General features: G+C 57.7%; 23 protein-coding genes. 19 read left to right on the top strand and 4 right to left on the bottom strand.

Annotated features, from left to right (window positions below; all coding sequences use genetic code 11):
- Window positions 1–56 precede the first annotated feature (56 nt).
- Complete coding sequence (locus JQ611_RS27970) at window positions 57–1,511, top strand: aldehyde dehydrogenase family protein (RefSeq protein WP_212467219.1); 1,455 nt, start codon at window positions 57–59, stop codon at window positions 1,509–1,511.
- Window positions 1,512–1,534: 23 nt separating this feature from the next.
- On the opposite strand, the gene JQ611_RS27965 is transcribed toward JQ611_RS27970, so the two are convergent.
- On the bottom strand, window positions 1,535–2,488 hold the full coding sequence (locus JQ611_RS27965) for a LysR family transcriptional regulator (RefSeq protein WP_212467218.1): 954 nt from the start codon (window positions 2,486–2,488) through the stop codon (window positions 1,535–1,537).
- Between the two features lie 319 nt (window positions 2,489–2,807).
- On the opposite strand from JQ611_RS27965, the gene JQ611_RS27960 reads away from it, so the two are divergent.
- From JQ611_RS27960 to JQ611_RS27925, 8 genes are all read left to right on the top strand, one after another.
- Window positions 2,808–3,695: an ABC transporter substrate-binding protein gene (locus tag JQ611_RS27960; RefSeq protein ID WP_312012194.1), complete on the top strand. Its 888-nt coding sequence runs from the start codon at window positions 2,808–2,810 to the stop codon at window positions 3,693–3,695.
- A gap of 20 nt (window positions 3,696–3,715) precedes the next feature.
- Window positions 3,716–4,573, top strand: coding sequence for an ABC transporter permease (locus JQ611_RS27955; protein WP_212467216.1), 858 nt, complete (start codon window positions 3,716–3,718; stop codon window positions 4,571–4,573).
- Window positions 4,570–5,331: an ABC transporter ATP-binding protein gene (locus JQ611_RS27950; protein WP_212467215.1), complete on the top strand. Its 762-nt coding sequence runs from the start codon at window positions 4,570–4,572 to the stop codon at window positions 5,329–5,331. The genes JQ611_RS27955 and JQ611_RS27950 overlap by 4 nt, the downstream gene beginning before the upstream one ends.
- A 21-nt stretch (window positions 5,332–5,352) precedes the next feature.
- A complete protein-coding gene (locus JQ611_RS27945) occupies window positions 5,353–6,147 on the top strand; it encodes an enoyl-CoA hydratase/isomerase family protein (protein ID WP_212467214.1) in 795 nt (264 codons plus the stop codon).
- A 101-nt stretch (window positions 6,148–6,248) separates the two neighbouring features.
- Window positions 6,249–7,322, top strand: coding sequence for a thiolase family protein (locus tag JQ611_RS27940; RefSeq protein ID WP_249133502.1), 1,074 nt, complete (start codon window positions 6,249–6,251; stop codon window positions 7,320–7,322).
- Window position 7,323: 1 nt separating this feature from the next.
- The gene (locus JQ611_RS27935; protein ID WP_212467212.1) at window positions 7,324–7,740 is read left to right on the top strand and encodes a Zn-ribbon domain-containing OB-fold protein; all 417 of its coding nucleotides are present in this window, start codon (window positions 7,324–7,326) and stop codon (window positions 7,738–7,740) included.
- A 10-nt stretch (window positions 7,741–7,750) separates the two neighbouring features.
- Window positions 7,751–9,307, top strand: a complete 1,557-nt coding sequence (locus JQ611_RS27930; RefSeq protein WP_212467211.1) for a class I adenylate-forming enzyme family protein — start codon at window positions 7,751–7,753, stop codon at window positions 9,305–9,307.
- 470 nt (window positions 9,308–9,777) lie between these two features.
- Window positions 9,778–10,857, top strand: coding sequence for a GGDEF domain-containing protein (locus JQ611_RS27925; RefSeq protein ID WP_212467210.1), 1,080 nt, complete (start codon window positions 9,778–9,780; stop codon window positions 10,855–10,857).
- Window positions 10,858–10,905: 48 nt separating this feature from the next.
- On the opposite strand, the gene JQ611_RS27920 is transcribed toward JQ611_RS27925, so the two are convergent.
- Window positions 10,906–11,136, bottom strand: a complete 231-nt coding sequence (locus tag JQ611_RS27920) for a hypothetical protein (RefSeq protein ID WP_212467209.1) — start codon at window positions 11,134–11,136, stop codon at window positions 10,906–10,908.
- A gap of 177 nt (window positions 11,137–11,313) precedes the next feature.
- Here JQ611_RS27920 and JQ611_RS27915 point away from each other — a divergent pair, with 177 nt between their 5' ends.
- The 10 genes from JQ611_RS27915 to JQ611_RS27870 all read left to right on the top strand — a co-directional run bounded on the left by JQ611_RS27915 (window position 11,314) and on the right by JQ611_RS27870 (window position 22,860).
- A complete protein-coding gene (locus JQ611_RS27915) occupies window positions 11,314–11,607 on the top strand; it encodes a putative quinol monooxygenase (RefSeq protein WP_212467208.1) in 294 nt (97 codons plus the stop codon).
- 1,307 nt (window positions 11,608–12,914) lie between these two features.
- Complete coding sequence (locus JQ611_RS27910) at window positions 12,915–13,916, top strand: AraC family transcriptional regulator (RefSeq protein ID WP_212467207.1); 1,002 nt, start codon at window positions 12,915–12,917, stop codon at window positions 13,914–13,916.
- A gap of 403 nt (window positions 13,917–14,319) precedes the next feature.
- Window positions 14,320–14,838: a PaaI family thioesterase gene (locus JQ611_RS27905; RefSeq protein WP_212467206.1), complete on the top strand. Its 519-nt coding sequence runs from the start codon at window positions 14,320–14,322 to the stop codon at window positions 14,836–14,838.
- The gene (locus JQ611_RS27900; RefSeq protein ID WP_212467205.1) at window positions 14,835–16,187 is read left to right on the top strand and encodes an MATE family efflux transporter; all 1,353 of its coding nucleotides are present in this window, start codon (window positions 14,835–14,837) and stop codon (window positions 16,185–16,187) included. The genes JQ611_RS27905 and JQ611_RS27900 overlap by 4 nt, the downstream gene beginning before the upstream one ends.
- 217 nt (window positions 16,188–16,404) lie before the next feature.
- Window positions 16,405–18,207 (top strand): acyl-CoA dehydrogenase, encoded by a 1,803-nt coding sequence (locus tag JQ611_RS27895; protein ID WP_212467204.1) that lies wholly within the window; start codon window positions 16,405–16,407, stop codon window positions 18,205–18,207.
- Window positions 18,208–18,741: 534 nt separating this feature from the next.
- Window positions 18,742–19,923, top strand: a complete 1,182-nt coding sequence (locus tag JQ611_RS27890) for an acyl-CoA dehydrogenase family protein (protein ID WP_212467203.1) — start codon at window positions 18,742–18,744, stop codon at window positions 19,921–19,923.
- Window positions 19,924–19,943: 20 nt separating this feature from the next.
- Window positions 19,944–20,891, top strand: a complete 948-nt coding sequence (locus JQ611_RS27885; RefSeq protein ID WP_212467202.1) for a nitronate monooxygenase family protein — start codon at window positions 19,944–19,946, stop codon at window positions 20,889–20,891.
- A 43-nt stretch (window positions 20,892–20,934) separates the two neighbouring features.
- Entirely contained in the window at window positions 20,935–22,044 is a 1,110-nt protein-coding gene (locus JQ611_RS27880; protein ID WP_212467201.1) for an NADH:flavin oxidoreductase, read from the top strand.
- Window positions 22,045–22,077: 33 nt separating this feature from the next.
- Window positions 22,078–22,611, top strand: a complete 534-nt coding sequence (locus JQ611_RS43110; RefSeq protein ID WP_409411305.1) for a flavin reductase family protein — start codon at window positions 22,078–22,080, stop codon at window positions 22,609–22,611.
- 60 nt (window positions 22,612–22,671) lie between these two features.
- Complete coding sequence (locus JQ611_RS27870; RefSeq protein ID WP_212467199.1) at window positions 22,672–22,860, top strand: hypothetical protein; 189 nt, start codon at window positions 22,672–22,674, stop codon at window positions 22,858–22,860.
- A gap of 207 nt (window positions 22,861–23,067) precedes the next feature.
- On the opposite strand, the gene JQ611_RS27865 is transcribed toward JQ611_RS27870, so the two are convergent.
- Both JQ611_RS27865 and JQ611_RS27860 read right to left on the bottom strand, forming a co-directional pair.
- On the bottom strand, window positions 23,068–23,757 hold the full coding sequence (locus tag JQ611_RS27865) for an FMN-binding negative transcriptional regulator (RefSeq protein WP_249133511.1): 690 nt from the start codon (window positions 23,755–23,757) through the stop codon (window positions 23,068–23,070).
- A gap of 265 nt (window positions 23,758–24,022) precedes the next feature.
- The coding region (locus tag JQ611_RS27860; protein WP_212467197.1) for an SDR family oxidoreductase at window positions 24,023–24,310 on the bottom strand (288 nt) is incomplete at its 5' end.

The raw sequence follows: 24,310 nt of genomic DNA, 5'->3' as shown, positions 1-24,310 counted from the left end.
TCGCCGGGTCACGTCGTGCTGTGCGCTTCGCAAGCAACATCCAGGATCAGCATTTCATGACGTCAATGCAGGCTCGCAATCTCGTCGACGGTCTCTGGCAGCCGGCTCAATCCGGCCGAACGGCGCAGAGTATTGATCCGTCGAGCCGGCAGCTCCTGGGAGGTTATGCAGCGAGCGGCGCCGCGGATGCAGAAGCGGCCGTTGGCGCGGCACGCCGCGCTTTTGACCGTCCCGAGTGGGCACAGAATGCACGGCTCCGCCAACTCGTGATGCTGCGATGGGCCGATCTTATGGAGAGCCGCGGCGAGCAACTGGCGCGTCTTCTCACATTGGAGAATGGAAAGCCGCTCGCGCATTCGCGCGGCGAGATCGCCAGCAGCGTATCGGAGATACGCTACTATGCCGGCTTGACGCGCTACATTCCCGGACATGTGTTCGAAGTCGAACCCGGAGCATATTCGACCCTGCTCAAGGAACCGGCCGGTGTCGCCGGGCTCATCATTCCATGGAATGCGCCTGCAGTGCTTTTAATCCGCGCACTTTCGCCTGCGCTTTGCGCGGGCTGCACCGTCGTTATCAAACCTGCGCCGCAAACCGCGTTGATTACCGCCGAGCTTGTAAAATGCCTCCACGAAATCGCAGGGTTGCCCAAAGGAGTCGTCAATCTGCTCTCAGAAGAGGGGCATGAGGTTGCGCAATATCTCGTCACCTCACCCGAAGTGGACGTCATAAGCTTCACCGGTTCAAACGCCACGGGCCAGCGCATTATGGCAGCGGCGGCCCCGACCATGAAGAAGCTGTCGCTTGAGCTGGGCGGAAAATCGGCCTGTCTTGTGTTCGAAGATGCGGACGTGGCTGATATCGCTCCGAAGCTCGCTGCGGCGGCTACGATCATCGCCGGGCAGCAATGCACCGCAGCCCGCCGCGTGCTGGTGCACGCTTCGCGTTACGACGAAATGAAGGCCGCACTCGGGTCCGCTCTCGCACGCATCAAGGTTGGAGCAGGCACAGAAACCGCAGTGGAGATGGGACCTCTGATCGACGCGGCCTCTCTGGAGAACGTCTCCAGACGGATTGCAGAAACTATGGACGTTGCCGACGAGATTGTCCTGTGCGGGGGGCGGCCGGACGGCGATCTTTCCGGGGGGTTCTTTCTCACGCCGACGCTTGTCGCGCACCGCGACACCGCTGCATTCTTCGTTCAGGAGGAAATCTTCGGCCCGCTAGTGGTCATTGAGAAATTTGAAGATGAGAAGGAGGCCGTCGCCAGGGCTAATCACAGCGAGTATGGCCTCTCAGCCAGTGTATGGACCAACGACGGCGCACGCGCGATGCGGGTGGCGCGAGCGCTGCGGAATGGCACGGTCTGGATCAACGACCACAACAAGCTGTTTGCCGAAGCCGAGACGGGTGGCTATCGCCGCAGCGGTCTCGGCCGCCTCCATGGTTACGAGGCGCTGAACGATTTTGTCGAGATCAAGCACGTCTATCAGAACTGCGGTGTGGTCTAGGCGGGCCCATCCATACGTTATCGTCAGGTCTTTGACTTTTCAGCTGCGCCTTGCAGCGCCGGCAAAGGCTGGCCGGGGCTTCCTTCGATCTTGAGCTTGCCCTCCATGAAATCGAGAAATGCGCGCAAGCGCCGCGATTCCTTGCGCTTGCCGAGAAATGTCGCGCTGACCTGCAGTGACGGACTTTCCCAGTCGGTGAGCACACGCACTAGCCGTTTCGCCCTGACATCGTTCTGACACATGATGTTCGGGAGGATGCCAAGTCCGACCCCACCGATCACCAGTTCGCGCGCGACGCCGATATGATTCACGGAAATCCGTCCGACTACGTCGATCACCTTTACACCAAGCCCGCTGCGAAAATTCCAGACGCCTTCGGCCCGCTGATGTTCGGTTACGATGCAATCGAAGCGTTCGAAATCGTCTACGCTGAGGGGAACTCCCTTTCTTTCCAGGAACGACGGGCTCGCATAAACGCCGCGCGTAATGCTTGCCAGGTGGCGGATGCCGCCGTGCGTCTCGGGAAGAGTGCCCAGTTGCACCGCGACATCGTAGGGTTCGACCGATACGTCGATCCAGCGGCTGTTGGCGTCGATCACGAGATGGATATCGGGATAACTGACGGCGAATGCGGCGATTGCGCTGCTTAGCCAACCGGTGCCGAAATCCACGGGCATGCTGACCCGGAGCATTCCCCGCAGTTCGGTTTGCATGCGCGTCGTGCCGAGACCCGCTTCCTCTATTTCGGCCGCGATGCGTTCGCAGTGCTCGTAGAGAGCTTGACCGATGTCGGTGACGGCAAGCTTGCGGCCTCCCTTTTTGAAGAGGACGGCACCGAGCTGATCTTCCAGAAACATCAGCTTACGGCTGACTGTGGATTTCGGAATATCGAGCTTTTTCGACGCGCTGCTGATGCTGCGGGCATTAACGACCTCGAAAAACAGCAGGAGCGCGTTCAGGTCCAGTTTTCTGGTCATGGCCTGCATTCCTTCAACCTGGGTGGTCCCCGTCCCAATCCGTTTTGTCCCATATATGGAACGGTAGGGGGTCGAAAATGCGCTATCGTCCCGACTTTGGCAAGTTTACGGTCAACTCAAGTTTCGGACCGAGATCCGCTTCGATCTTCCGGACCGAGGCCCAGCGAGCCAAAAGCAAGAAAAGACGCGGTCCACGCACCGATCCCGGGAGGAGAAAATGGCGCACTTTTCTAGGCGAAGCTTACTCGCCGCAGCGGCCGCGAGCTCATTTGCATTGCCATCGTCCTTCCGGCATGCGCTGGCAGCGGCGGATATTCGGGTGCGATGGGCATCGCTGCAGCCGGGTTTTACGGTATTGCCGGTTCAGTACATTCTCGCCAACAATCTTGGCAGCAAACACGGTCTCTCTTTTCCCGATCCTGCCCCCTATACGGCAGTGTCGACCTACTACAACGACTTCGTCGCTGGAAACTACGACGTCTGCATCGGTAGTTGGGATACCTTTGCCGCCCGCTACCAGGCCGGCGTGCCCATCAAATACCTTTGTACGATCACCGACGCCAACATGATCGCGCTGTTGGCGCCTAAGGGTGGCGTCGACAACGTGTCGCAGCTCAAAGGCAAGACGATCGCGGCCCTGCAGTCGACCGGCACCTATCGCATGGTCAGGGCCCTCATCAACGAGGCGTTCCGTTTCGACATCGAAAAAGAGGCGACGATCCAGAACGTCGACAATCCTGCCGCGTCGGTGACGCTGCTGATGGCCGATCGGGCCGATGCGGCCTTGTCGTGGGAGCCAAACATAACGACGGGTCTGATGAAGAAGCCTGACTTGCGTGTGATCCTGAAGGCGGGCGACGTCTACAGACGGCTTTCGGGAGGGCTGGAGCTACCCTATTTCGGTGTGGCGATCCGGAAGGAATTGGCCGACGCCAATCCTGGCATCGCAGCGAAGGTCAGCAAGGTCTTCGAAGATTGCCTAAGCGGCATCAATGCGGATACGGCGAAGGCCGTCGATCTATTTGGCAGCAAGACCGGCGTTGCGCCAGACACGCTCAAGGAGGCCATCAGTTCGAAGCGCCTAGCTTTCAACTACCGGCCTATGAGCGATGAACTCTCGAGATCGTCGATACTGCTTGCGAGCGAGTTTCTGGCGCGCAACGGCCTGCTGACCAAACCGGTCGATCAACACTTCTTTGCTTCCTGACAATCATGACGGAAAGACCCATGTCCATTGCGGTGGAAGCCGATCGAACGTCGCGTCCGGAGCGCTCAGTCGCTGCGGCACTCATCAAACCCCTGATTGGAGCGACCGCGGCGCGGAAGAATCCAGAGGGCAAACGCGATATCTTCGCGACGTGCGTTGTTGTCGTTGTCCTTCTTGCGGCAATGGAAATAACCAGCCGCTTCGTGCCGGACTACATCATGCCGTCGCCCGTGACCGTCTGGAACGCGGCGCGGGAGCTTTTCTTTTCGGATCCCTACCACGTCGTCGTCACGCTCGTGCGTCTCGCCATTTCCGTCGCGATTGCGATGGTTGTGGGGGTGCTTATCGGTCTCGCGATGGGAATGTTTCCTTCCGTTCGCCCATATCTGAAGGCCATTGTCGTTATCGATACCGGCATTCCGGCGTTGTCGTGGATGCTGATTGCGGTGTTCTGGTTCAAAAATCCGGAATCGCGAATTTTCTTCATTCTGCTTGTCATCCTGCTGCCGTTCTACGCTCTCAACGTCTACGAAGGCGTACGGGCGTTACCGAAGGAACTCGTCGATATGATCGAGAGCTTCCGCCCATCGCGCTGGCAGATGCTTCGCTACCTCATTCTCCCGCACATCGTGGCCTACATCTTCCTGACCACGAAATCGGTGATCGGCTACGCAATCCGCATGGTGATCTTCGCCGAACTCGTTGCATCCGCAGTCGGTATCGGCGCGCGCATGAACCTCGCCCAATCGACGTTTCGGATCGATCAGGTGCTGGCATGGACCTTCTTCCTCGTAATCCTGAATCTACTGCTGCAGGCATTCGTGAACGGTCTGGAGAAAATCTTCCTGAAATGGCGTGCGGAGGCGACGGTAAGATGACCGAAGACAATCTTATTGAGGTTCGCGACGTCACGAAGACGTTCGGCACCTATCTGGCGGTCGATAACCTTTCGATGAGTGTCCGCCGCGGTGAAATCGTGGTTCTTCTCGGGCAGACCGGTGCCGGAAAAAGCACCGTCTTGAATCTGATCATGGGGACGACGTGCCCGAACTCCGGCCAGATTCGGGTGGCCGGCTTCGATCCCTACGCATCCTTTAAAGCGCTCAAGGGACGGCTTTCGGTAAGCTTCCAGACGGACAGGCTCTTGCCGTGGCGCACGGCAGTCGAAAACGTCGAGCTGGGACTTCTCATTCTGGGAAAACCCAGGTCGCAGGCGCGAACGCGCGCCAGGGAGTGGCTTGCGCGAGTACGTCTTGACGGCGCCGACGACAAATATGTCCATGAGCTTTCGGGAGGCATGCGGCAGCGCGTATCGCTTGCCCGCGCGCTCGCCATCGACCCCGAAATCGTATTCCTCGACGAGTCGTTCAGTCAGCTCGACCATGTCACGTCGAAAACGTTGCGCCGCGACTTTCTTCAGATAGCGCGCGAATTTCAAAAGACCTGCTTGCTGATTACACACCGGATTGACGACGCGCTCGAAATGGCCGACCGCGCGCTGGTGTTGAGCCCTCCAGCCAAGGTAGCGCTCGAAGTCCGGATCAGCGACGAAGCGAGGTCCGACCCGGGCAAAATCGCCGAACTTCACGCTCAGATCGCAGCCGCCATGGGCGGCGAATCCCAAACCGAACATTGAAATCATCGGAGACGAAGAGACATGAATTACCAGGACGTTATCCTGAACCGGGAAAATGGGTGGGTCGAAATCACGATCAACCGGCCTGACAAGCTGAATTCGCTTCGAGAACAGACGGCCGACGAGATCCTCGCGATCCTCAATGAAGTCGAGCACGACAGGAAGGTGCGGGCGGTCATTCTGCTTGGTAGCGACAAGGCATTTTGTACGGGTATCGACACCAGCGAATTCCAGATCGAGGAAAATGGCTATTTTGATTTCTACCGGTTCCGCAAGAGGACCCGGAAGGTGAATAGGCTTTTCAAGGACATCGGCGGCTTTACCAAGCCACTGATAGCCGCAATCGAAGGTTTTGCGTTGGGCGGTGGCCTTGAGCTTGCACTCGTCGGAGACATCATTGTCGCTGGAGCGAACGCAAGATTCGGTCTGCCCGAGATCAAGCTGGGAATGATGCCCGGTGGCGGGGGCACCCAGACGCTTCCAAGGCTGATAGGCAAGCCGCTCGCAAAGGAACTGATGTGGACCGGCAGGCGGATCACCGCCGCGGAAGCCGAGCGCTATCGCATCCTCAATCACGTCACGGAGCAGGGAAAAGCACTCGAAAAGGCCCGCGAGATCGCCAAAAGCATCAGCGACAACGCACCGATCCCGGTGATGATGACGAAGTCCGTGATCGACCGTGGCATCGACATGTCGCTTGCGGATGGCTTTGACGCCGAGGGTGACGCTTCCTTCCTGCTCTACTTCACCAAGGATCGCGACGAAGGGCTCAAGGCCTTTCGTGAAAAGCGGTCGCCAGAATTCCGCGGAGAATAACAATGACTGCGAAGAAACGCGACATCGTAATCGCCGGCTATTCGGAGACGGCGATCGACTTCAAGACCGGACGCAGCGCGTTCGACCTCGGGGGCGAGGCCTTGGCTAAGCTTCTCGCCGCAACCGGAATTTCAAAGGATGCCATCGACGGTCTGTCGGTGACGACACCGCTGAGCGAATGTCCCAATCCGTTTTTCGCCGTCTACATGACCGAGGCGTTGGGCCTCACGCCGACCTGGCTCAACTACGGCGGAACGGGCGGCTGCTCGGCGACCGGAGGCGTTGCCCGCGCGGCCTCCGCTATTCGCGACGGACATTGCGAGGTCGTCGTCGTTTTGTCCGCCGACGCGCCAAGCACTGCGTGGCGCGCCAACTACGGAGCTTACCGTTCGGAATTCCAGGATCCACCCGGCGTCCAGGGGCCGCCGGCAACGTTCGGGCTTCTGATGAGCAGGTACAACCATCAGTTTGGAATCAAGTCGGAGGCGCTAGGAAAGATCGCCATCACGCAGCGAGAGCATGCTCTACATAACGAGAATGCCTACGCGAAGTTCAAGACGCCGATTACGATGGCTGACTATGAAAAGTCGCGCGTTATTGCCGACCCGCTGCGTCTTCTCGACTGCGTCATGTTTTGCGACGGCGCGAACGCTTTTCTCGTAACGACGGAAGAAAAGGCTCGCAGCCTTGGGATCACCAAAATGGTATTTCCCACGGCCTATGCCGAAGTGACGAATTTTAACGGCAATCAACCGCTGTCGGAAATCACCGAGACCGGCTTCTCGGCGATAGCGCCGAAGGTGTTCAAGCAATCAGGCCTGACAGCGAAGGACATTCGCATGTTCCAGCCTTATGACGACTTCACCATCGCCGTCATGATGAAGTTCGAGGACTTCGGATTCTGCAAACGCGGTCAAGGCAGCGATTTTACCCTCGATACCGATCTCTCGCACAAGGGAACACTGCCGCTCAACACGGGAGGAGGCCAGATCTCGGCCGGTCAACCCGGGCTGGCCAGCGGGGGGCTGAATTTGGCCGAGGCCGTTCGACAGCTGTTCGGGGAAGGCGGCGGACGCCAGGTAGCAAATCCGAAGAACGCGCTGGTGACCGGCATCGGCGTTATTCCTTATGCGCGGAACTGGGGTACCAGCGCCGCTATGATTTTGGAGGCATAAAATGGCTGAAGAAAAGGCGGGACGTCCTATCCCGAAAGCTTCGGTTTACGTAGACACCAAGCCGTTTTGGGATGGTACCAAGGTTGGAAAGCTGGTGCTGCAGTACTGCAAGGACACCGGACAGTTTCAGCACTATCCGCGTCCGGTGAGCATCTTCACTGGCAGCCGGAATCTGGAATGGCGCGAGGTATCTGGCAAGGGTACGATCTACGCCTGCACCGTGATCCGCGTTCCCGGTCCGGGTCTCGACGGCCGGCTTCCGCTATCGGTCGCAACCGTCCAGCTCGAGGAAGGCGTGCGCATTCTTGGAAACATCCTGAACAAGGACGCGGATACGGTCAAAATCGGCCAACGCGTCGAAGTGGCGTGGGATCGGCTTTCCGACGACGTCCAGTATCCAGCCTTTAACGTCGTCTGAGGCATTCGATATGCGCCTGGAAACCATACTTAGCGCGCAAGCCGTGCGTTACCCTGACAAGATTGCCCTGGTCTGCGGCGACGAACGGCTCACCTACCGGGATCTCGACCGTAGAATCCGGAGCGTCGCGAGCGGTCTTCAGTCGCAAGGCGTCGGTCCGGGCGATCGGATTGTCGTGTTTCTTCCCAACGGCGTCGAGATCGTCGAACTGTTCTATGCGGCATTCTCGGTAGGCGCGATCGTGATCCCGGTCACGACGCGGCTGACACCACATGAACTGCAGCATATCTGCTCCGACAGTCAGCCCCTGGCGATTGTTTTCGAAGGGGATGGCGCGTCCATCTCCGAAGTTCTGCAGGCCAATCCGGACGCTATCTGGATCACCACGGGAAGCGGCTTGGAGGGCGCCGTCGAGTACGCGAAACTCAGAAAGTCGGAACTCGGTCATTTGCCGCGTTTGTCCGTCGAGTCGGATGACGCCATCATCATGTACACTTCGGGAACCACCGGAAAGCCGAAGGGAGCCATCATAACCCACGCGAACGTTGTGGTTCAGCATTGTTTCGTGAACGCCATCGAATGGGGAATTTCGAGCGAAGACCGCTATCTCGTGACGACGCCGCTCGCCCATCGCACCGGCTTTGCCCGGCTCGCCAATTCGCTGACGCTCGGCGGCACGCTCGTCGTCATGAAGAAATTCGATCCGCGTGAGACCGTCGACACGATCGCAAAGGAAAAGATCACCGTCGTCGGCATGGTCCCGACGGTATGCCGGATGCTTCTTCCCGAGATCAAGGGCGATTCCTCGCGCTGCGCATCGCTGAGGCGCATCGTCGTGACGGGCGAAGCATTCCCGGTCGAACTGAAGCGGCAGTTTCTTGCGCTGCTTCCGGACGTACGTCTGGTGTCGTTTTTTGCGATGACTGAGGTGGGAGGCGTGACCTCGCTGTCGCATGAGGAGCAGTTCGATCACGCCTCCTCGATCGGCCGTCCGACGCCCGGCGTCGAGGTTCAGATCGTCGATGATGCAGGTGTTGAGGTGAAGACCGGTGAGCCGGGCGAACTACTCGTACGCGTAGGGCAGCCAGGCCGATACTCCGTGATGCGGGGCTACTACAATCGGCCCGACGAGACAGCGAACACCATCAAGGACGGGTGGATACATACGGGCGACGTCGCCAAGGCGGACGACGACGGCTACCTCTATATCGTCGATCGCAAGAAGGATATGGTCCTCAGCGGCGGCTTCAATATCTATACCAAGGAAGTCGAGCAGGCCCTGCTGCAGAATCCCGAGGTCGCCGACGCCGCTGTTATCGGGGTGCCCGATGCCGTCTTCGGAGAGGCGGTTGCGGCCTTTATCGAGCGATGTCCAGGCACAAGCCCGACGCCGTCCTCAGTTGTCGAACACGTGCGCAACCTGGTCGCCGGATATAAGAAGCCCAAGTACGTATTCATAGTCGACGCACTACCGCGGAATTCTCTCGGTAAGGTGCTCAAACGATCTTTGCGGGATCAGGCAGTCAACGTCGTCGACAGCGTCGGGACGATGGAAAAGACGGCCTAGCGCCTCGATTACAAAGTATGACAGCCGAACATATGCGTTGCAGGTCGTCGAGGAGGCCGTCCAATTTCATGGCGCTATCGGGTTCAACGATGAGCATGAATGAGCCTGTACTTCAGACGAACGGTCGCATTGGCGGCTTGATACGGAGATTCCGCCCATGGAGAAGGAGATATTTCTCTGAGAGTCTCGCGTGCGAGGGGAGCCATGAGACCGCGCAATAATACCGAAACGAGTTTTTCAGTCGTTGAAACGCAACACGTTTTTAGATGGCGGATCACCGCGCAAACCTTCTCCTCGACTGGCCCTGGTTAACGGGGCCCTTTTTTTCGGGTCAAAACGGAGATCCCCTTGCGCAACATTTAACTCCCATTAACCATCGCTGGAGCGCTTGCGGCTCATTTTTGTCCGATGTTCACACTTGTCGGTGCTCATACGGAAAGAGCTTTCAGTTCGCTTCGGACGGTGTCTTGATGGTGAGAACGATTTCGCGAGCTGTTCAATTTTGGGCTTTGGTACGAACTGCGTTCTCGAACTGCAGTCATTCCGAGGCAAAAACCGCTGAAAAAGAGAATGAAATCTTTCGTCTCATCGCCGAGAACAGCAATGACGTCATCATCTGCCTCGGCCCGGGCAACGTCCCGACCTACGTATCTCCATCGGCTACGCATGTACTCGGGTGGGACGCCAAAGATCTCCTGGCAAAAGGCCCTGAGAGTTTCGTTCATCCAGACGACCTTGGCAAGTTGCTCGAAGCTCAAACGATCATTGAGTCGGGGACCGCTGAGCGTGTGAGATTTACCAGTCGTGTCATCAAGCCAGACGGAACCATCGTATGGGTCGAAGGGAGTTCAAAGGCATACTGCTCGAAATCGGGGAAATCAAAAGGAGCGGTGCTCGTCGTTCGGGACATCACCGAGCGGAAGGCGTTGGAAGACCGACTAAATGCCATGGCGCTGATGGACGGCTTGACGGGTCTCTTCAATCGCCGTGCATTCGACAAAACTCTGGAGGAGGAATTGGGCCCGCAAGACAAAGAGCTCTCGCTTCTGTTGCTCGACATCGACCATTTCAAGGCGTTCAACGATTGTTACGGCCACCAAGCGGGCGACGACTGTCTCCGTCAAATCGGCGGTATTCTGAACTCCATTTCTGCGGCCCAACAAGGTATCGCCGCTAGAATTGGAGGTGAGGAGTTCGCAATAATTCTTCCAAAAGTAGATGCTGCAGGCTCGCTCAGCGTTGCCGAACTAGTCCGGACTACCATTCAGCGCCTTCGAATTCCCCACGACGGCAATCTGGAGTGTGGAGGATACGTTACGGCAAGCATTGGCGTAAGCGCCATCGCACACTTTGCAAGAAGCGGGCTTGGCGATGCAAAGCGGCTCGTTTCCGGAGCGGATTCAGCGCTTTATCGTGCTAAGCACGAAGGTCGTAATCGAGTTGCTGGGTTTATCGTTCCAGCGGATGACGAATGCTCAATCGTTCCGGAGTTGGACAGGGACGCAATGCGCCGGACGGCTAAAAAGGGGACGCTGACCCCATCGAAGTGAGTTTCAGGGAAGCTCGGGTCGTGGATCTTCGCCTTCATCGGTTTTGTGTCACGCGTTGAGCATATGAGCAAGGTGTTTCCGAACGATCCGCAGTTGAATTTCTTCGCCGATTTTAGTGAAGATATTGTCGAGCGGCGCGCAGCCGACTTGCTGAATCGTGACAGTGAAGACGATCAGGATGAGGCAGCTTAGGGACAGATAAATGGCGCGAGGACCAAAAGGCGAGAAGCGTCCGGGCGACGTAATCGGCGCAGCCATTATGGTTGGCAGGATTGCCACCGGCGAGATCGAGGAACCGACAGGGAAGGCCCCCAATCGCGCCAAGGGCGGGTCGCAAGGGCGCAAAGGTCCGCGCTAGAGTTCTTTCTCCCAAGAGCGATCAGAGATTGCCCGAGCGGCGGCTTCCGCCCGATGGAAGAAGGGTTAGCGGTAAGCTTCACAAGGGGAGGAAATGTAATGGCTAAACTAGCAATCATAGCGACCATTAAGACCGCTCCGGGGAAGCGGGATGAATACCTGAAGCACCTGAAGGCTCACGCCGAACGTTGCCTTGCGACCGAACCCGGCACCCTAACGTTCGAGATATTGGTGCCCTTGGAGGAACCCGACACGGTCATGCTGTATGAGGTCTATGCAAGTCCGGAAGCCTTCCAAGCCCATTGGACTGGCCTGTCAATGCAGCAGATCAAGCAGGACGCGGCCGGTCTTCAAGTCAGCCTAACCGGCGTTCGTTGCAACATTGCTCAGTGAAATTTCAAACTGAGACACTACCGAATAAGACGCTCGGCCCGACGCGCCGACGCGGTTTTCCACGACCACGGCGGTGTGCTGGTCCAGCATGAGCCTCTAGCCATGCCATTTCGAAGGTAGTACGAGGTCGAAATCTGCGACGTGGTCGAAACGCAATTTGATCGGAGCTCGGTTAGGCTCTTTTTCCTGTCGGCAAATACCATTTCCTCTTGCATCACGTAGTACCCGGGCCAGGGTAAGCCGCCTGCGCGGCACGTTGATCAGCGCGAAATCGAGCTGACCGGAGTTGACCCAATCGATCAGCGTCTCGGTGTAGCCCTCGCAGGCGGACAACGAGATATCGGGGCAGCAGCGGGCGACGAGATCGCCATGGTGCTTTGAGCGACCGAAGTAATGAGACCTACCGAGACCCCTGCCGGAAATGCGGCCGCCGAGCTATGCCATTCCTGCCGCACGTACTCTGCGTCGCGTACATTGGGCTCGGTCAGACGCAGTACCGCCTCGCCGGCGCTGGTCAGTGTCTTTCTCCTGAACGCTGCGATCGAAGAGCCTTTCGCCACACTTTCTTGGAGTTTTGCGATCTGCATGATTAGCGGAGTCGCATGATGTTAAGCTGGCGGGCCGCGCGGGTGACGTTCTTCTCCGCGGCCAGCACAGGAAATGTTGCGTCTGCCTTATCTCCCCCGCTTTCCCTTTAGCTCGCCGAGTATTATCATTTCTGATGATCAATACTATCATCAATCATTATTTGAGTTGATGGTATTGGCCGCCTAATCTTGGCCGTGAGTATAGCGCGGGTGTACAGGCGCCTTGGCCCGCAAAACCACGGGAGAGACGACGTGCGGACCCTGACGGCACTGTCCGAAGTGGGCGCGATCATCGCGCCGCCGGTACCCCGCCTTCCATGCAAAACCTGGACGACATGGTCGAGCACGCTGTCGGCCGCCGCATGCTCGATCTGTTCGACATCGATGCCACTAGCGAGCTGGCGAGCGCGGTGCGCTGAAACGCCGTCCGTCGTCGCTGCGCAAGATCGCTCCCTGACGTTTCATCAGACCCGAGGAAAGACCAGTCATATGCGGACGGAACGCCGGTTGGCCGAAGCAGCCCCCCTATCTGGCCGAAACTGCCCCGTTAGCCGTCGGATAGTCGAAGCTAAGGGAGAATGCCTCCATGGCCGGTGACTCTAGCGGCGGCACGTCAGCTAATGGCCCAACGCAAGGCCCTCGCTGGTCTCCACGCGATGCCTCGCGACGAAAGGTAGACGGCAGCGACATTCCCAACTTTCCAAGCGATCGGTCGTCAAGTTGACTATCAAACGGCTTGCCTTCGAACCGGTGCTCGTCAAGCACCTTGAAACTCTCGGCATCGATCATCGGTCGGTGACGAGTGATCTTGGCTTTAAGAAACTTGATCGCCAAGGACGTCTCTACCGGCTTGCTCTGTTCGCCAAAAGTGCGACAGGCGACGATTTGTTAGGGCTACGAATTGGCAAGAAGGTCCGGATAAATGGATTCGGTCCATTGAGTTACGCGATCGTGAGCGCGCCAACCGCCCGCCATGTGCTGCAGACGAGTATCAAGTATATGCGGATATTTCAGTCTCATCCGCCAAATGCGGCTACCCTGAGCACTGGACGGTCAAACGTCGTTTTCGAGTACAAGCACCCTATCCGCTTGAAAGGCTTTACGAACTTCGTTCCGGACCTCTTCTTCGCCAGCAATCTGCAGACTCTTTCACAGCTAGGCGCAGATCTTGCTGAAGTCCGTCTCGAACTGGACTATGCTCCAACGGACATTGCTGCGTATCGTGCGGAAATCGGGATTCCCGTGACGTTCAAGGCCGGTCGGAACAGACTGATCATGCCGCAGGCGGCGATCGATGCGCCCCTCTCCGGGACCTTCTCAACGTATTCCCGGGCGCATGGCCGCCTGGCCGAGAATGTACTTGCGAGTATTGCGTCGGAAGAAGGATTGCCTGATCGTGTAGCCGAAATTCTATCGCTTGCGCGCGACCAATCCTTGCGTGCTTCAGAAGTCGCAGCGGCCCTCAACGTATCGGAACGCTCTCTTCGGAGAAGGCTATCGAAGATGGGTTGGAGCTTTACCGCACTGTTGGCAGAGCTGCGCACCGAACTTTCCCGTGCTTATCTACTGGAGATGCCGGTTCGCGATGTCGCCGAACTGCTCGGGTATTGCGATGCCTCCACTTTTAGGCGTGCCTTTCGACGCTGGACGGGCATAACGCCAGATGGTTATTTGAGAGAGACTCTTCCGGACAACTCACGCCGGCGCCAACGTGCAATTTGAGGCTGTCCGCCGAAGCTTGCCTTTCAGAAACGAATGTAACGACGAATTCCGCTCCGATGCAGAAACCCAGCAGCACGTTCACCGCTAGAGCAACGATGTAGAACGGCGATCGACAGCCACGGAAGGTCGTTCATTGCCAATGGGCCCGGCGCGGTTCTTGTTGATTACGGGCAATTGCTACATCGCAACTCTTCCATTCCGCTCATACGTCTCGCCGCCGTCGCTTGCCGAAACGGCCTTCCTCCTTGGCCGGAATGGCCCCCAACAGCGTTGCATTATATCGCGCGTGCGGCGCGTCTTGGGGCGCTACTGGTTAGCGATGAGACGCAATGGAGCAATTTCCGGCAGGCTCGAGCGCTACCGCTCAATAGCTAAGCATCCAGGTACACAGGCGGAGGCTGACGTGAGCGATAGTCGTACTCGGGAGATCGGCGGCGCTAGTTCTGACCTGTTGGCGACCCTGTCAGAACTCGACGGATATGATCAGCTTTTGGCGATGCGCGCCCATGGCATCAGGGCGCCCATGCTGCAAACCTTGAAATTGGAGCTGACAAAGCTTGACCGGGGCCAGGTCGTATTCGAGGGCTCACCAGATCGTTCAGTATACAACCCGATTGGCACTGTGCACGGCGGCTATGCCGCGACGTTGCTCGACAGCGCTTGCGGCATCGCCGTGCATTCGAAGCTGCGAATCGGTCAAACCTATACGACCCTCGAATTGAAAGTTGCTTTTCAGCGCGCCCTCACTCAGAAGAGCGGGCCGGTGCGCGCGGAGGGCCGTGTGATCTCGATGGGTGGCAGGGCGGCTTTTGCGGAGGCCACTCTCACTGACGGAGAGGGACGACTTTGCGCGTCTGCGACATCCACGCTTTTGATTTATGAGAACCCCGCGCGGCCCAAGGCCGAAACGACTGAGCAATGATCCTGGCTGCTTCTCGAATTGCCGCGATAGGGCCTATCGCGCGGCTTGCCTGGCCAACAACACTGGTCATGTGTTCGCAAATTGCCGCGAATACATTCGATGCCTTTATGGCAGGCAAGATTGGGACGGCAGCGCTCGGAGGCTTCGCTTTTGTTTTCCCGTTCGTGATCTTGATGCAGACGCTTGCTGCGGGTGGCATAGGCGGCGGTATAGCAGCCGCCGTCGCGCGTGCGACCGGACGCAAGTCACGCACCGATGCGCACGATCTAGCGGTCCATGGCTTAATCATTGCGATGGTTTCCGGCTTGGCTTTCATGGTCGTCATGATCGGCTTTGGGCGGCCCATCTTCCGAGTCTTCGCAAACGCGCGAGGCGCCGGTGACGCCGCCGCAATCGACGCTGCTATCACCTACGCGACAGGTTTCTTTGCCGGCGCGATGGTCACCTGGACCCTTCAAGCATTGGCTTCGACCTTCCGCGGCCTCGGCGACGCAGCGTTTCCTGGACGATGGATGCTTATGTCATCCCTGATGCAGATGCCCCTCGGCTACCTGCTCACTTTCGGCGTCGCGGGCTTTGCGGGCCTTGGCATTATTGGCATAGGGCTTGCTGCGCCGGCCGCGCAATGCTTCGCACTGATCATTCTCACGCGGCGTATCCGGCGTGACGTTGGCGGATTGTCGCTGAGACCTACAGGGACGTCCTTACGATACGCACACTTTCGCGACATTCTACGGGTCGGCTTGATGTCGTCGTTGATCTCCCTCTTTTCGAGTGTGACGACGCTCTTCGTGACCGCCTTTGTCGCACCGTATGGACTGGCAGCGCTTGCCGGATACGGCCTCGGCTCACGTCTCGAGTACTTCCTGATCCCCCTTACATTCGGCATTGGCTCTGCATTGACCGTCCTCGTCGGCCAGGCGATCGGGCGCGGCGATCTCGCACAAGCGCGCCGCATCGCTTTGACTGGCGCGACGGTAGCGTTTCTTTTATGCGGCGCGGTTGGTGGTCTCGCGTATCTGACGCCCGAAACCTGGGCAAACCTTTTTACCAGCGATCCCGCTGTGCGTGATGCTACGGTCGCGTACTTGCGGCACCTCGGCCCAAGCTATGCGTTCTTTGGCCTCGGTTTGTCCTTGTCGTTTGCGCTCCAGGGAGCCGCACAGGTCGGAATTCCCGTCTGTGCCGCAATTCTGCGACCCGTCATTATTGCTATTGCGGTCTTGGCCGGGTTCACACAGACGCTTTCCGGACTTTACGCCGTCGCAGCGGCTGCGATCGTCGCGTATGGTGTCATCAATTTCGCCGGGTTCCTGTTGAGACCGCTCCCCGCCCCAAAGCCTTTGTAAGAGTCCGGCTTGAAGACGAAAATGAACGTTGCCGTGCATGGCGCGAAGCGGACCCTTCGCTCCGCCAGAATTCGGGCAGGCTATATGACTGACAAGAGCAGTCATGATTGGAAGTCGTGCTGTGCGCACCGCAATACCGCCATGCAGCGCCGGATGGCTCGTACAGATGCTCAAAGAGCACCTCAGCGGCCATTATTTTTCATTTGGGGAGACCGCAATGTCCGTGATCGTTGACCGCCGCAATCTCGATTTCATCCTATTCGAGTTTCTCGATATCGAGCGATTGCTGCGGCAGTCGAGGTATGGTTCCTACGATAGGGCTGCTTTGCAAGCAATCCTCGACGTCGCTCAGGAAATGGCCGAAAAGCAATTTCTTACCATAGCTGCCGAAGTCGATGCGAACGAGCCGCGCTTTGTCGGGGGCAAGGTCGTAATGCCCGTTGGAACCGGTGAGGCGTTGAAAGCGTATGCGGAAGCTGGCTTCTTCGCACTTCCGTTCGACGAGGACATTGGCGGCCTGCAGGCGCCCTGGGTGGTCCATACCGCGGTGGGTGGTCTCTTCACCTGCGCTAACACGGCAGTGACGAACTATGCGTTCCTCACAATCGCCGCGGCGAATCTGCTTCGCACGTTCGGCTCAGACCAGTTAAAACAACAATTTCTACCCGCCATGCTTGCGGGACGATGGTTCGGCACGATGTGTCTGTCTGAACCGCAGGCCGGTTCATCCCTTGCCGACATCACTACAACGGCTAGCCCCGGGGACGACGGCGTCTACCGCATTCGCGGGAGCAAGATGTGGATCTCTGGTGGGGACCAGACCATTTCCGAAAATATCGTACACATGTTGCTTGCCAAGATCCCGGGAGGACCGGGGGGCACGAAGGGCATATCGTTGTTCCTGGTCCCGAAGCGGCGCTGTCAGCCGGACGGCTCGGTAGGCCCGCATAACAACATCGCTCTGGCGGGTCTCAATCACAAAATGGGACAGCGCGGAACGACCAACTGTCTGCTTAACTTCGGTGAGGATGGAGAATGCCTTGGCTACCTGATCGGCGAGCCCCATCGGGGACTCGAGTACATGTTCCACATGATGAACGAGGCGCGCATCGGCGTGGGGCATGCAGCTGTCATGTCCGCTCTGGGCGGCTATCTTTACTCCGCGGAATACGCAAGGACACGCGCGCAGGGGCGTCCGATCGGACAGAAAGATCCAACCAAAGGGCAAGTGCCGATCATCGAACACGCCGATATCAGGCGGATGCTGATGGCACAGAAGGCGGCAGTCGAAGGCGCCCAGTCGCTGTGCCTCTACTGCGCCATGCTCATCGATGCGCTGGTCACTGAGGACAATCCCGACGAAGCCAAAGCACATGCGGCGCTGCTGGGGTTGCTAACACCGGTGGTGAAATCTTGGCCAGCAGAACATTGTTTGGAGGCGAACAAGTGGGCCATCCAAGTTCTCGGAGGCTACGGGTACACTCGCGATTATCCGGTCGAGCGTCTCTATCGAGACAATAGACTCAATCATATTCATGAGGGCACTTTCGGCATACAGGGCATAGACCTGTTGAGCCGTAAGATCATTGGTGATCGGGGCGAGGCGCTAGACCGATTGGTTCATCAGGTGCGCAATACGGTCGTCGAGGCACTGCGGGAGGAATGCCTGCGAGATGAGGCGGGACGGCTGACCGACGCCCTTGAAGCTCTAAGCAGCGCGACGCAGATCTTGCTCAGTTGTGGGAGTCCTGAATTGCGGTTGGCGAACGCAACGATCTATCTCGATGCGTTTGGGCATGTGGTCATCGGATGGATGTGGTTGAGGCAGGCAATAGTCGCCTCGCGCAAGCTTGCCGTAGGTGATACGTCTGGAGAAGATCGTCTTTTCTATGAGGGAAAGATTATGGCTTGCCGATATTTTGCTCGCCATGAACTTCCTTTGGCTCGTGCGCGGCTTGCCCTGTGTGGCTCGTTGGATACGACGTGTCTTGAGGCACCGGCCGGCATATTCGGCGGTTAATCTTCATTGTATGGCTCGATGAGGGGCTGAATGTCTGGGCAGAGCTGCCGCTCATCCGACGCAAAACGCGTCTAGATCGCAATTACGGCAAAGCTTGTTCGCGTAGGAAGTTGCACGGCGACAATTGCGGACGGCCGTTAATCACCTGTTCTGCGCAAGTGATTGGACCTGTTCGGATCTGGCTGGCAACTCGCCCGTCGCTGGCTGCGACCCGACGAGTTTCGTCCGTCCGTACCGCGGCAATCGAGGCACCATTGCTGAAGAACGTTCTGGAGTCGCCACTGGGTAGACGGTGGCGGGATGGGATGTAGGTCACCGTAACTGGTCCATTGCGTGCCAACGTTAGTTTCCAACGAGCCCGACATGATTGTGGCCGACCGCGACTCGCTACGTCGCAACGTCGGTTCACAAGGCTGGCCGCTGCTTGCCGAAACGGCCTTCCTTTTGGCCGAAATGGCCTCCCAGCAGCGTGCATTATATTGAGCGCGGCGCATGCTGGGTCGCCAATGAATATACGCTTCGGAGGATATTGCGGTGCAGACATCGATCGGGAAAGTGGACGATCTCAAGATGATTGCCGCCCGCTATGCTGACGAACTTCGCAAGCGGCATCCCGAATTCGAGCAACTCCGGCATTTGCCCCAAGACCTCGCGGACCGTATGGCTCGTGACGGCCTGTATCAGGTTTGTACACCGGCCGAGTATGGAGGTGAGGAGCTTTCGCCACGGGTCTACGCCGAGATCGTTGAACAACTGGCGAAAGCGGACGCGTCAGCGGCTTGGTGCGTCTTCATCGGCATTACCTCGTCATTCGGGCTGGCGAGCGCGCAGACTGAAGAATTCAAGCAAATTCTGCGCAAGCCAGGGGTGATCGCAGCGGGCGCTTTTGCTCCTAACGGTCGCGCTAAGCCGGTGACCCGCGATGGCAGCGAAGGCTATCTGGTCAAGGGCCGTTGGCAATGGGGTTCAGGCACTCGCAATGCCCATTGGATAATTGGCGGTGCGTTCGTCGTGGATCAGGCCGGTGCGATACAATTGGACGAGAGAGGCAAGCCGGAACACCTTACGATAGTTTTCGACGCGGCCGACGTTGAATTTATGGATACTTGGCACGTAATGGGATTGCAGGGCACGGGTTCGACCGACTACGCCGTGAGCGACGTATTCGTGCCGGCGGTCCGGACGATAAAGCGGTTCGGCAAGCGCCGCAGCAGCCACCCCATCTTCCTGTTTCCTAACTTCGGCATTTTGGCCATCGGCATTGCTTCGGTCGCGTTAGGCGCCGCTAGGGCGACAATCGAGGACTTCTTGGAGTTCGCGGGCAAGAAGGTCCCGCAAGGAAACACGCGCGTACTGGCCGAGAAACAGTCCACCCAAGCTGGCATCGCAAAGGCTGAAGCTGCTTTGCGCGCGGGTCGGGCGTTCTTCTATGAAGCAATCGATGCCGCTTGGGCAGGCGCGCTTCGTGGCGAGGTATCGACCGAGGATCGTCGTGACCTGCGACTGGCGACCTCGCAGGCCGTTCAAGCCGCCAAACTATGCGTGAACATCATCTACGAACTCGCAGGCGGGACGGCTGTGTATCGCACCTCCGACATTCAGCGACGATTTCGCGATGTCCAAGTCGCCGGGCAGCACATGATGGTCGGACCAGGGACCTACGAGCTTGTTGGTCGACTTCTGCTCGATCTTCCGACCGATATTGAGCAACTATGATCGCACGGGGGACAACCAACTTGGCATTTTTGGACGAGTACGGAGGCGCACTCAGGCTACCGCTCATCGCGGCACCGATGTTCTTGGTGTCGGGGCCCGATCTCGTGATCGCTGCGTGTGCGAATGGTGTTCTGGGAAGTTTTCCATGCGCGAATGCTAGGACCATCGAAGTGCTCAACGAGTGGATAGCACAGATAACGCAACGATTAGGCGACCGACCGGGTGTACCCTGGGCGGCAAATCTTGTCGTGCACCCGACAAATCCACGCCTTTCTGATGAATTGAGCGTTTTGGAGAACGCCCGCGTGCCGGTCGTCATCACGGCATTGGGCGGGCCGAAGCCGATCGTCGACCGCGTGCACGCTTGGGGTGGAACGGTGCTCGCCGACGTCAACTCGGTCGCCTTTGCCAAAAAAGCGGTCGACGCTGGGGTGGATGGATTGATCCTGGTGTCAGCGGGTGCCGGTGGACATACAGGACGGATGAATGGCTTTTCGCTGTTGTCGGCCGTCAGGGAATTCTTCGATGGTCCCATCGCCCTTGGCGGAGGGCTCTCAAATGGCGCCGAGATCAGAGCCGTCGAGACGGCTGGTGCCAATTTGGCAGTGATGGGGACGGCATTCATCGCCACCGAAGAGAGTCTCGCCGTTCCAGAGTACAAGAGCATGTTGATCGATTCGACCATCGACGATCTGGTTCTCACAAACACCGTCACGAACGTACTGGCGAACTGGCTCCGGCCAACCTTGGTCCAGGCCGGCATTGATCCAACCGATTTTCTCGTGAATCCGAAGGTGGACTTCAGTGACAGTTCGCTAATCGAGAAGCAGCGCGTTCGCTGGACAAAGGTTTGGTCAGCCGGCCATGGGGTCGGATCTGTGCGTCGCGTTGATACCGTCGCCGAGTTGGTCGCCCGCTTGAGACGAGAATATCTGCAAGCATGCGACCTTCCACGCAATTACTGCTGACGCAAAGAACCGCTTAGAGACCTCTACAAAGGAGATTACGCACGTGACAAGCTCAATTGAGACGTTGTTCCGACCATTCGTAACAGAGAAGCTCAGCTTGCCAAACCGGATCGTAATGGCACCGATGACGCGCTCGTTTTCCCCAAATGGCATTCCGGGAGAGAAGGTTCTGGCGTACTACCGCCGAAGAGCCGAAGGAGGTGTCGGTTTGATCGTCACCGAGGGAACCACTATCGATCACCACGCATCTTCTCAATCAACTGATCATCCGGCATTTCATGGCGAGGCGTCTCTTGCCGGCTGGTCAGACGTCGTGAAAGCGGTCCATGCGGCCGGAGGTAAGATCGCTCCGCAGCTTTGGCACGTGGGCATGATGCGCAACCAAGGACGGCCCAAAACCGACCTCCTGCCAGCGGTCGGACCGTCAGGCATTTATGTCCCTGGAAGGGTCGTGGGTTCGCCCATGGCGGAGAGCGAAATTGCGGACGTAATAGATGCATTCGCCAAGGGAGCTCGTGCAGCGCAACAAATCGGGTTCGACGCGGTCGAATTCCATGGAGCGCACGGTTATCTGATTGACCAATTCTTCTGGGCAGGCACAAACACGCGGGAGGATACTTGGGGAGGCGATTTACGCAGAAGAGGGAACTTCGCAGCTGAAGTTATCAAAGCAGCTCGAGCCGCTGTCGGACCGAGTTTCCCCTTGATTCTGCGCGTCTCACAATGGAAGCAGCAGGATTTCACTCAGCGTTTGGCGCATTCTCCGCAAGAATGGGAACGGTTTCTCTCCCCCCTTGTGGAAGCTGGGGTCGACATCTTCCACTGTTCCACCCGGCGCTATCATGAGCCGGAGTTCGAAGGATCCAACCTCAATCTAGCCGGCTGGACCAAGCGCCTGACGGGTAAACCCACGATTACAGTTGGAGGCGTCGGCCTAAGCAGCGGCAGCGACTTCATTGCATCATTGGGCGGTCGAGTTGCCGACGTGGCAAATATCGACGACCTCCTCGACCGGCTTTCGCAGGATGAATTTGACCTGGTCGCAATCGGGCGCGCACTCGTCGCCAACCCAGACTGGCCCGCGCAACTTCGCAAGGGAACGTCAGGCAAGTTGAAGTCTTTCGAAAAAGACATGCTCTCCGATCTCGTTTGAGCAATATGTATTCGGTTCTTTCTGGAGGAGCGAATGTTATACCCGACTAGTCTCGATCGTGCTATCCCGCCGGAGGACTTCCGAAGCGCGATGCGCAACCAAGTCTCCACTGTCTCGATTGTGGCTTGTGGTGACGTTGGCTCGCGTACAGGACTTACAGCCACGGCTGCATGCGCGCTTTCTGACAAACCAGCAATGGTGTCCATCTGCATAAATCGAAGCTCAAGTGCTCATCAGGCCATCCTGGACGTTGGGTGCTTCAGCCTCAACTTTCTTTCCGCTGGACAGATCCGATTGGCAGACACGTTTTCAGGCCGAACTGGGTTGACCGGAGAAGCACGCTTCGGTGAGGGGACTTGGAACAAACTGTTCACGGGGGCTCCGATACTCGACGGAGCTCTAGCGAGCTTCGATTGCGCTCTGGAAAGCAGACACGAGTTTCCATCGCACTCCATATTTGCAGGGGTCGTCAAGGCCACTCGCGTGCAGCCAGAGGGGTCGGCGCTTCTATACGCACACGGCCGCTATTTTACTCTGGACTGCACGAGCCACCCCCAAGCCGCCTAAGCGACTCCCCCGGCGGCGATATGCCAACGATTTGGCCTTCCAACTCGTCGGACGTGCTGGTTGTTGTTCGAGGACTTCCAACTCGACCCCGTCGAAGCTTTGGGCTGCGGACAAGACATCATCGCCTTGCCGCCGGGTACGATCCGCAGCCACAAGCGGGCAGGGAAGGCTTGCTGCATGACGCCCTACTTCGGCTCCGTCGGGCTTTCGCGAATACCGTTGGACGGCGTGGTCATGCGCGCTGCCTGATTGCCAGGAAGGTGACGAACGTTTCCGTGATCGTCGGCAATTGGTACGTTTCGAGGCATACGCCGGATGCTCATGGACTCGTGGCGAACATTCCGAACCGCCATATTCTTGCGCCGTGCAATTTTGGTAGAGGCCGTCCTTGAGACGCCTTTTAGGTCCGAAAAGTGGCCAGATATGCAGACTCATAACTATCGAGCAGTTCGCCATTCATGTCTTGGATTTTACGGCGCCACGCACAACATCTGCCATTAAAGCCGCATTGGACGTTCCCTCAGCAAGCAGGCCTGCCACCACTCCATCGCGCGTTGCATCGTTGTACTGTTGGCATGCTTGGCTCTTGCCAATCATGCGCTCTACTTGAATTTCGATACCAATAATTCTCTTTATTAGACCGTCAACAAAGTCCGGCGGCGCAGACGCGACCTGCCACGGATTGGAGCGCATGCTCTCATGCGGCTCGGCGAGTGCGTCAAGGTGACTGAGCAACCAATCCTGCTCATCGATCAGACGCACCCGGCCATAAATATGCGCCACGGCGTAGTTCCAACTCGGAGCCACGCGCCCGTGCTTTTCGTGTCCAGGTTGCCAGCTTGGTGAGATGTAGTGGTTTGGTCCTTGGAAGATCACAAGAGCATTGGCATTTGAGCTGCTGACCAGTTCATTCGCTCGTGAGATATGCGTTCGAATTACGTTAGCCGTTGGGACCGACTCAAAAGGCAAATGATTCGCATTCAATTGGTTGGCGCCACCCACCACTAGCGCGCCCAGAGGATTTTGTCGGATTAGGTCCCAAAGAACAGCAGCACGGCTTTCGGCGAGTAAGGTGGGCACGAACATTGAGTTTTCTTTCAAGGATTTGGCGGATCGCTGAGACATCCATTTATCATGCCAGATCATCGCCAATGGTCAGAACCTAGCTTCAGATTGCGTTTTCTGTTGAGCGTCGGAAGGCTAGCTCGTCGGAGCGTCATCACAATGCGTTCCGAATTGCTGGCTCCTGGAGTGGGCATTTTCGGCCAACAAGGAGGCGAGCGGCCCCGGAACGTTTTCGATTATTGTCCATGCTCGAACTTGGCGGAACACGCCGCTGATGGGATCTCGGTTCTCGATGTGTCGATCAACTGGATATTTCCAGTGACCGTCGTTCGTATGGAAGTCACGTTCATCCCATCGCACAACTTATCCCGCCATCCACCGGAATAATCTGACCCGTTATGTGTTTGCCGGCAGACGATGCCAGTAAAAGTGCGAGGCCCTTGAGGTCGTCTTCGTCGCCTATGCGCCTTAGGGGTGTCTGTGCGGCAAGGTTATCGATGCCGAGTTGCTGCAAAAGCCCATCGGCCATTTTGCTCGGAAAAAATCCGGGTGCGATTGCGTTTACCGTGATGCCATGCTCGCCCCATTCTGCCGCAAGCGCCCGGGTGAAGTTCACCAGTGCACCTTTGCTGGT

The organism is Bradyrhizobium sp. AUGA SZCCT0182, from assembly GCF_018130185.1.
Lineage (GTDB): Bacteria > Pseudomonadota > Alphaproteobacteria > Rhizobiales > Xanthobacteraceae > Bradyrhizobium.
The sequence above is the reverse complement of the archived record's forward strand: the minus strand, read 5'-3'. Positions and strand labels throughout refer to the sequence as shown.

What these genes read in the sequence shown, in the direction of transcription:
- JQ611_RS27970 (WP_212467219.1), top strand. Translation starts at nt 57, where the DNA reads ATGACGTCAATGCAGGCTCGCAATCTCGTCGACGGTCTCTGGCAGCCG.
- JQ611_RS27965 (WP_212467218.1), bottom strand. Translation starts at nt 2,488, where the DNA reads ATGACCAGAAAACTGGACCTGAACGCGCTCCTGCTGTTTTTCGAGGTC.
- JQ611_RS27955 (WP_212467216.1), top strand. Translation starts at nt 3,716, where the DNA reads ATGTCCATTGCGGTGGAAGCCGATCGAACGTCGCGTCCGGAGCGCTCA.
- JQ611_RS27950 (WP_212467215.1), top strand. Translation starts at nt 4,570, where the DNA reads ATGACCGAAGACAATCTTATTGAGGTTCGCGACGTCACGAAGACGTTC.
- JQ611_RS27945 (WP_212467214.1), top strand. Translation starts at nt 5,353, where the DNA reads ATGAATTACCAGGACGTTATCCTGAACCGGGAAAATGGGTGGGTCGAA.
- JQ611_RS27935 (WP_212467212.1), top strand. Translation starts at nt 7,324, where the DNA reads ATGGCTGAAGAAAAGGCGGGACGTCCTATCCCGAAAGCTTCGGTTTAC.
- JQ611_RS27930 (WP_212467211.1), top strand. Translation starts at nt 7,751, where the DNA reads ATGCGCCTGGAAACCATACTTAGCGCGCAAGCCGTGCGTTACCCTGAC.
- JQ611_RS27925 (WP_212467210.1), top strand. Translation starts at nt 9,778, where the DNA reads ATGGTGAGAACGATTTCGCGAGCTGTTCAATTTTGGGCTTTGGTACGA.
- JQ611_RS27915 (WP_212467208.1), top strand. Translation starts at nt 11,314, where the DNA reads ATGGCTAAACTAGCAATCATAGCGACCATTAAGACCGCTCCGGGGAAG.
- JQ611_RS27900 (WP_212467205.1), top strand. Translation starts at nt 14,835, where the DNA reads ATGATCCTGGCTGCTTCTCGAATTGCCGCGATAGGGCCTATCGCGCGG.
- JQ611_RS27895 (WP_212467204.1), top strand. Translation starts at nt 16,405, where the DNA reads ATGTCCGTGATCGTTGACCGCCGCAATCTCGATTTCATCCTATTCGAG.
- JQ611_RS43110 (WP_409411305.1), top strand. Translation starts at nt 22,078, where the DNA reads ATGTTATACCCGACTAGTCTCGATCGTGCTATCCCGCCGGAGGACTTC.
- JQ611_RS27865 (WP_249133511.1), bottom strand. Translation starts at nt 23,757, where the DNA reads ATGATCTGGCATGATAAATGGATGTCTCAGCGATCCGCCAAATCCTTG.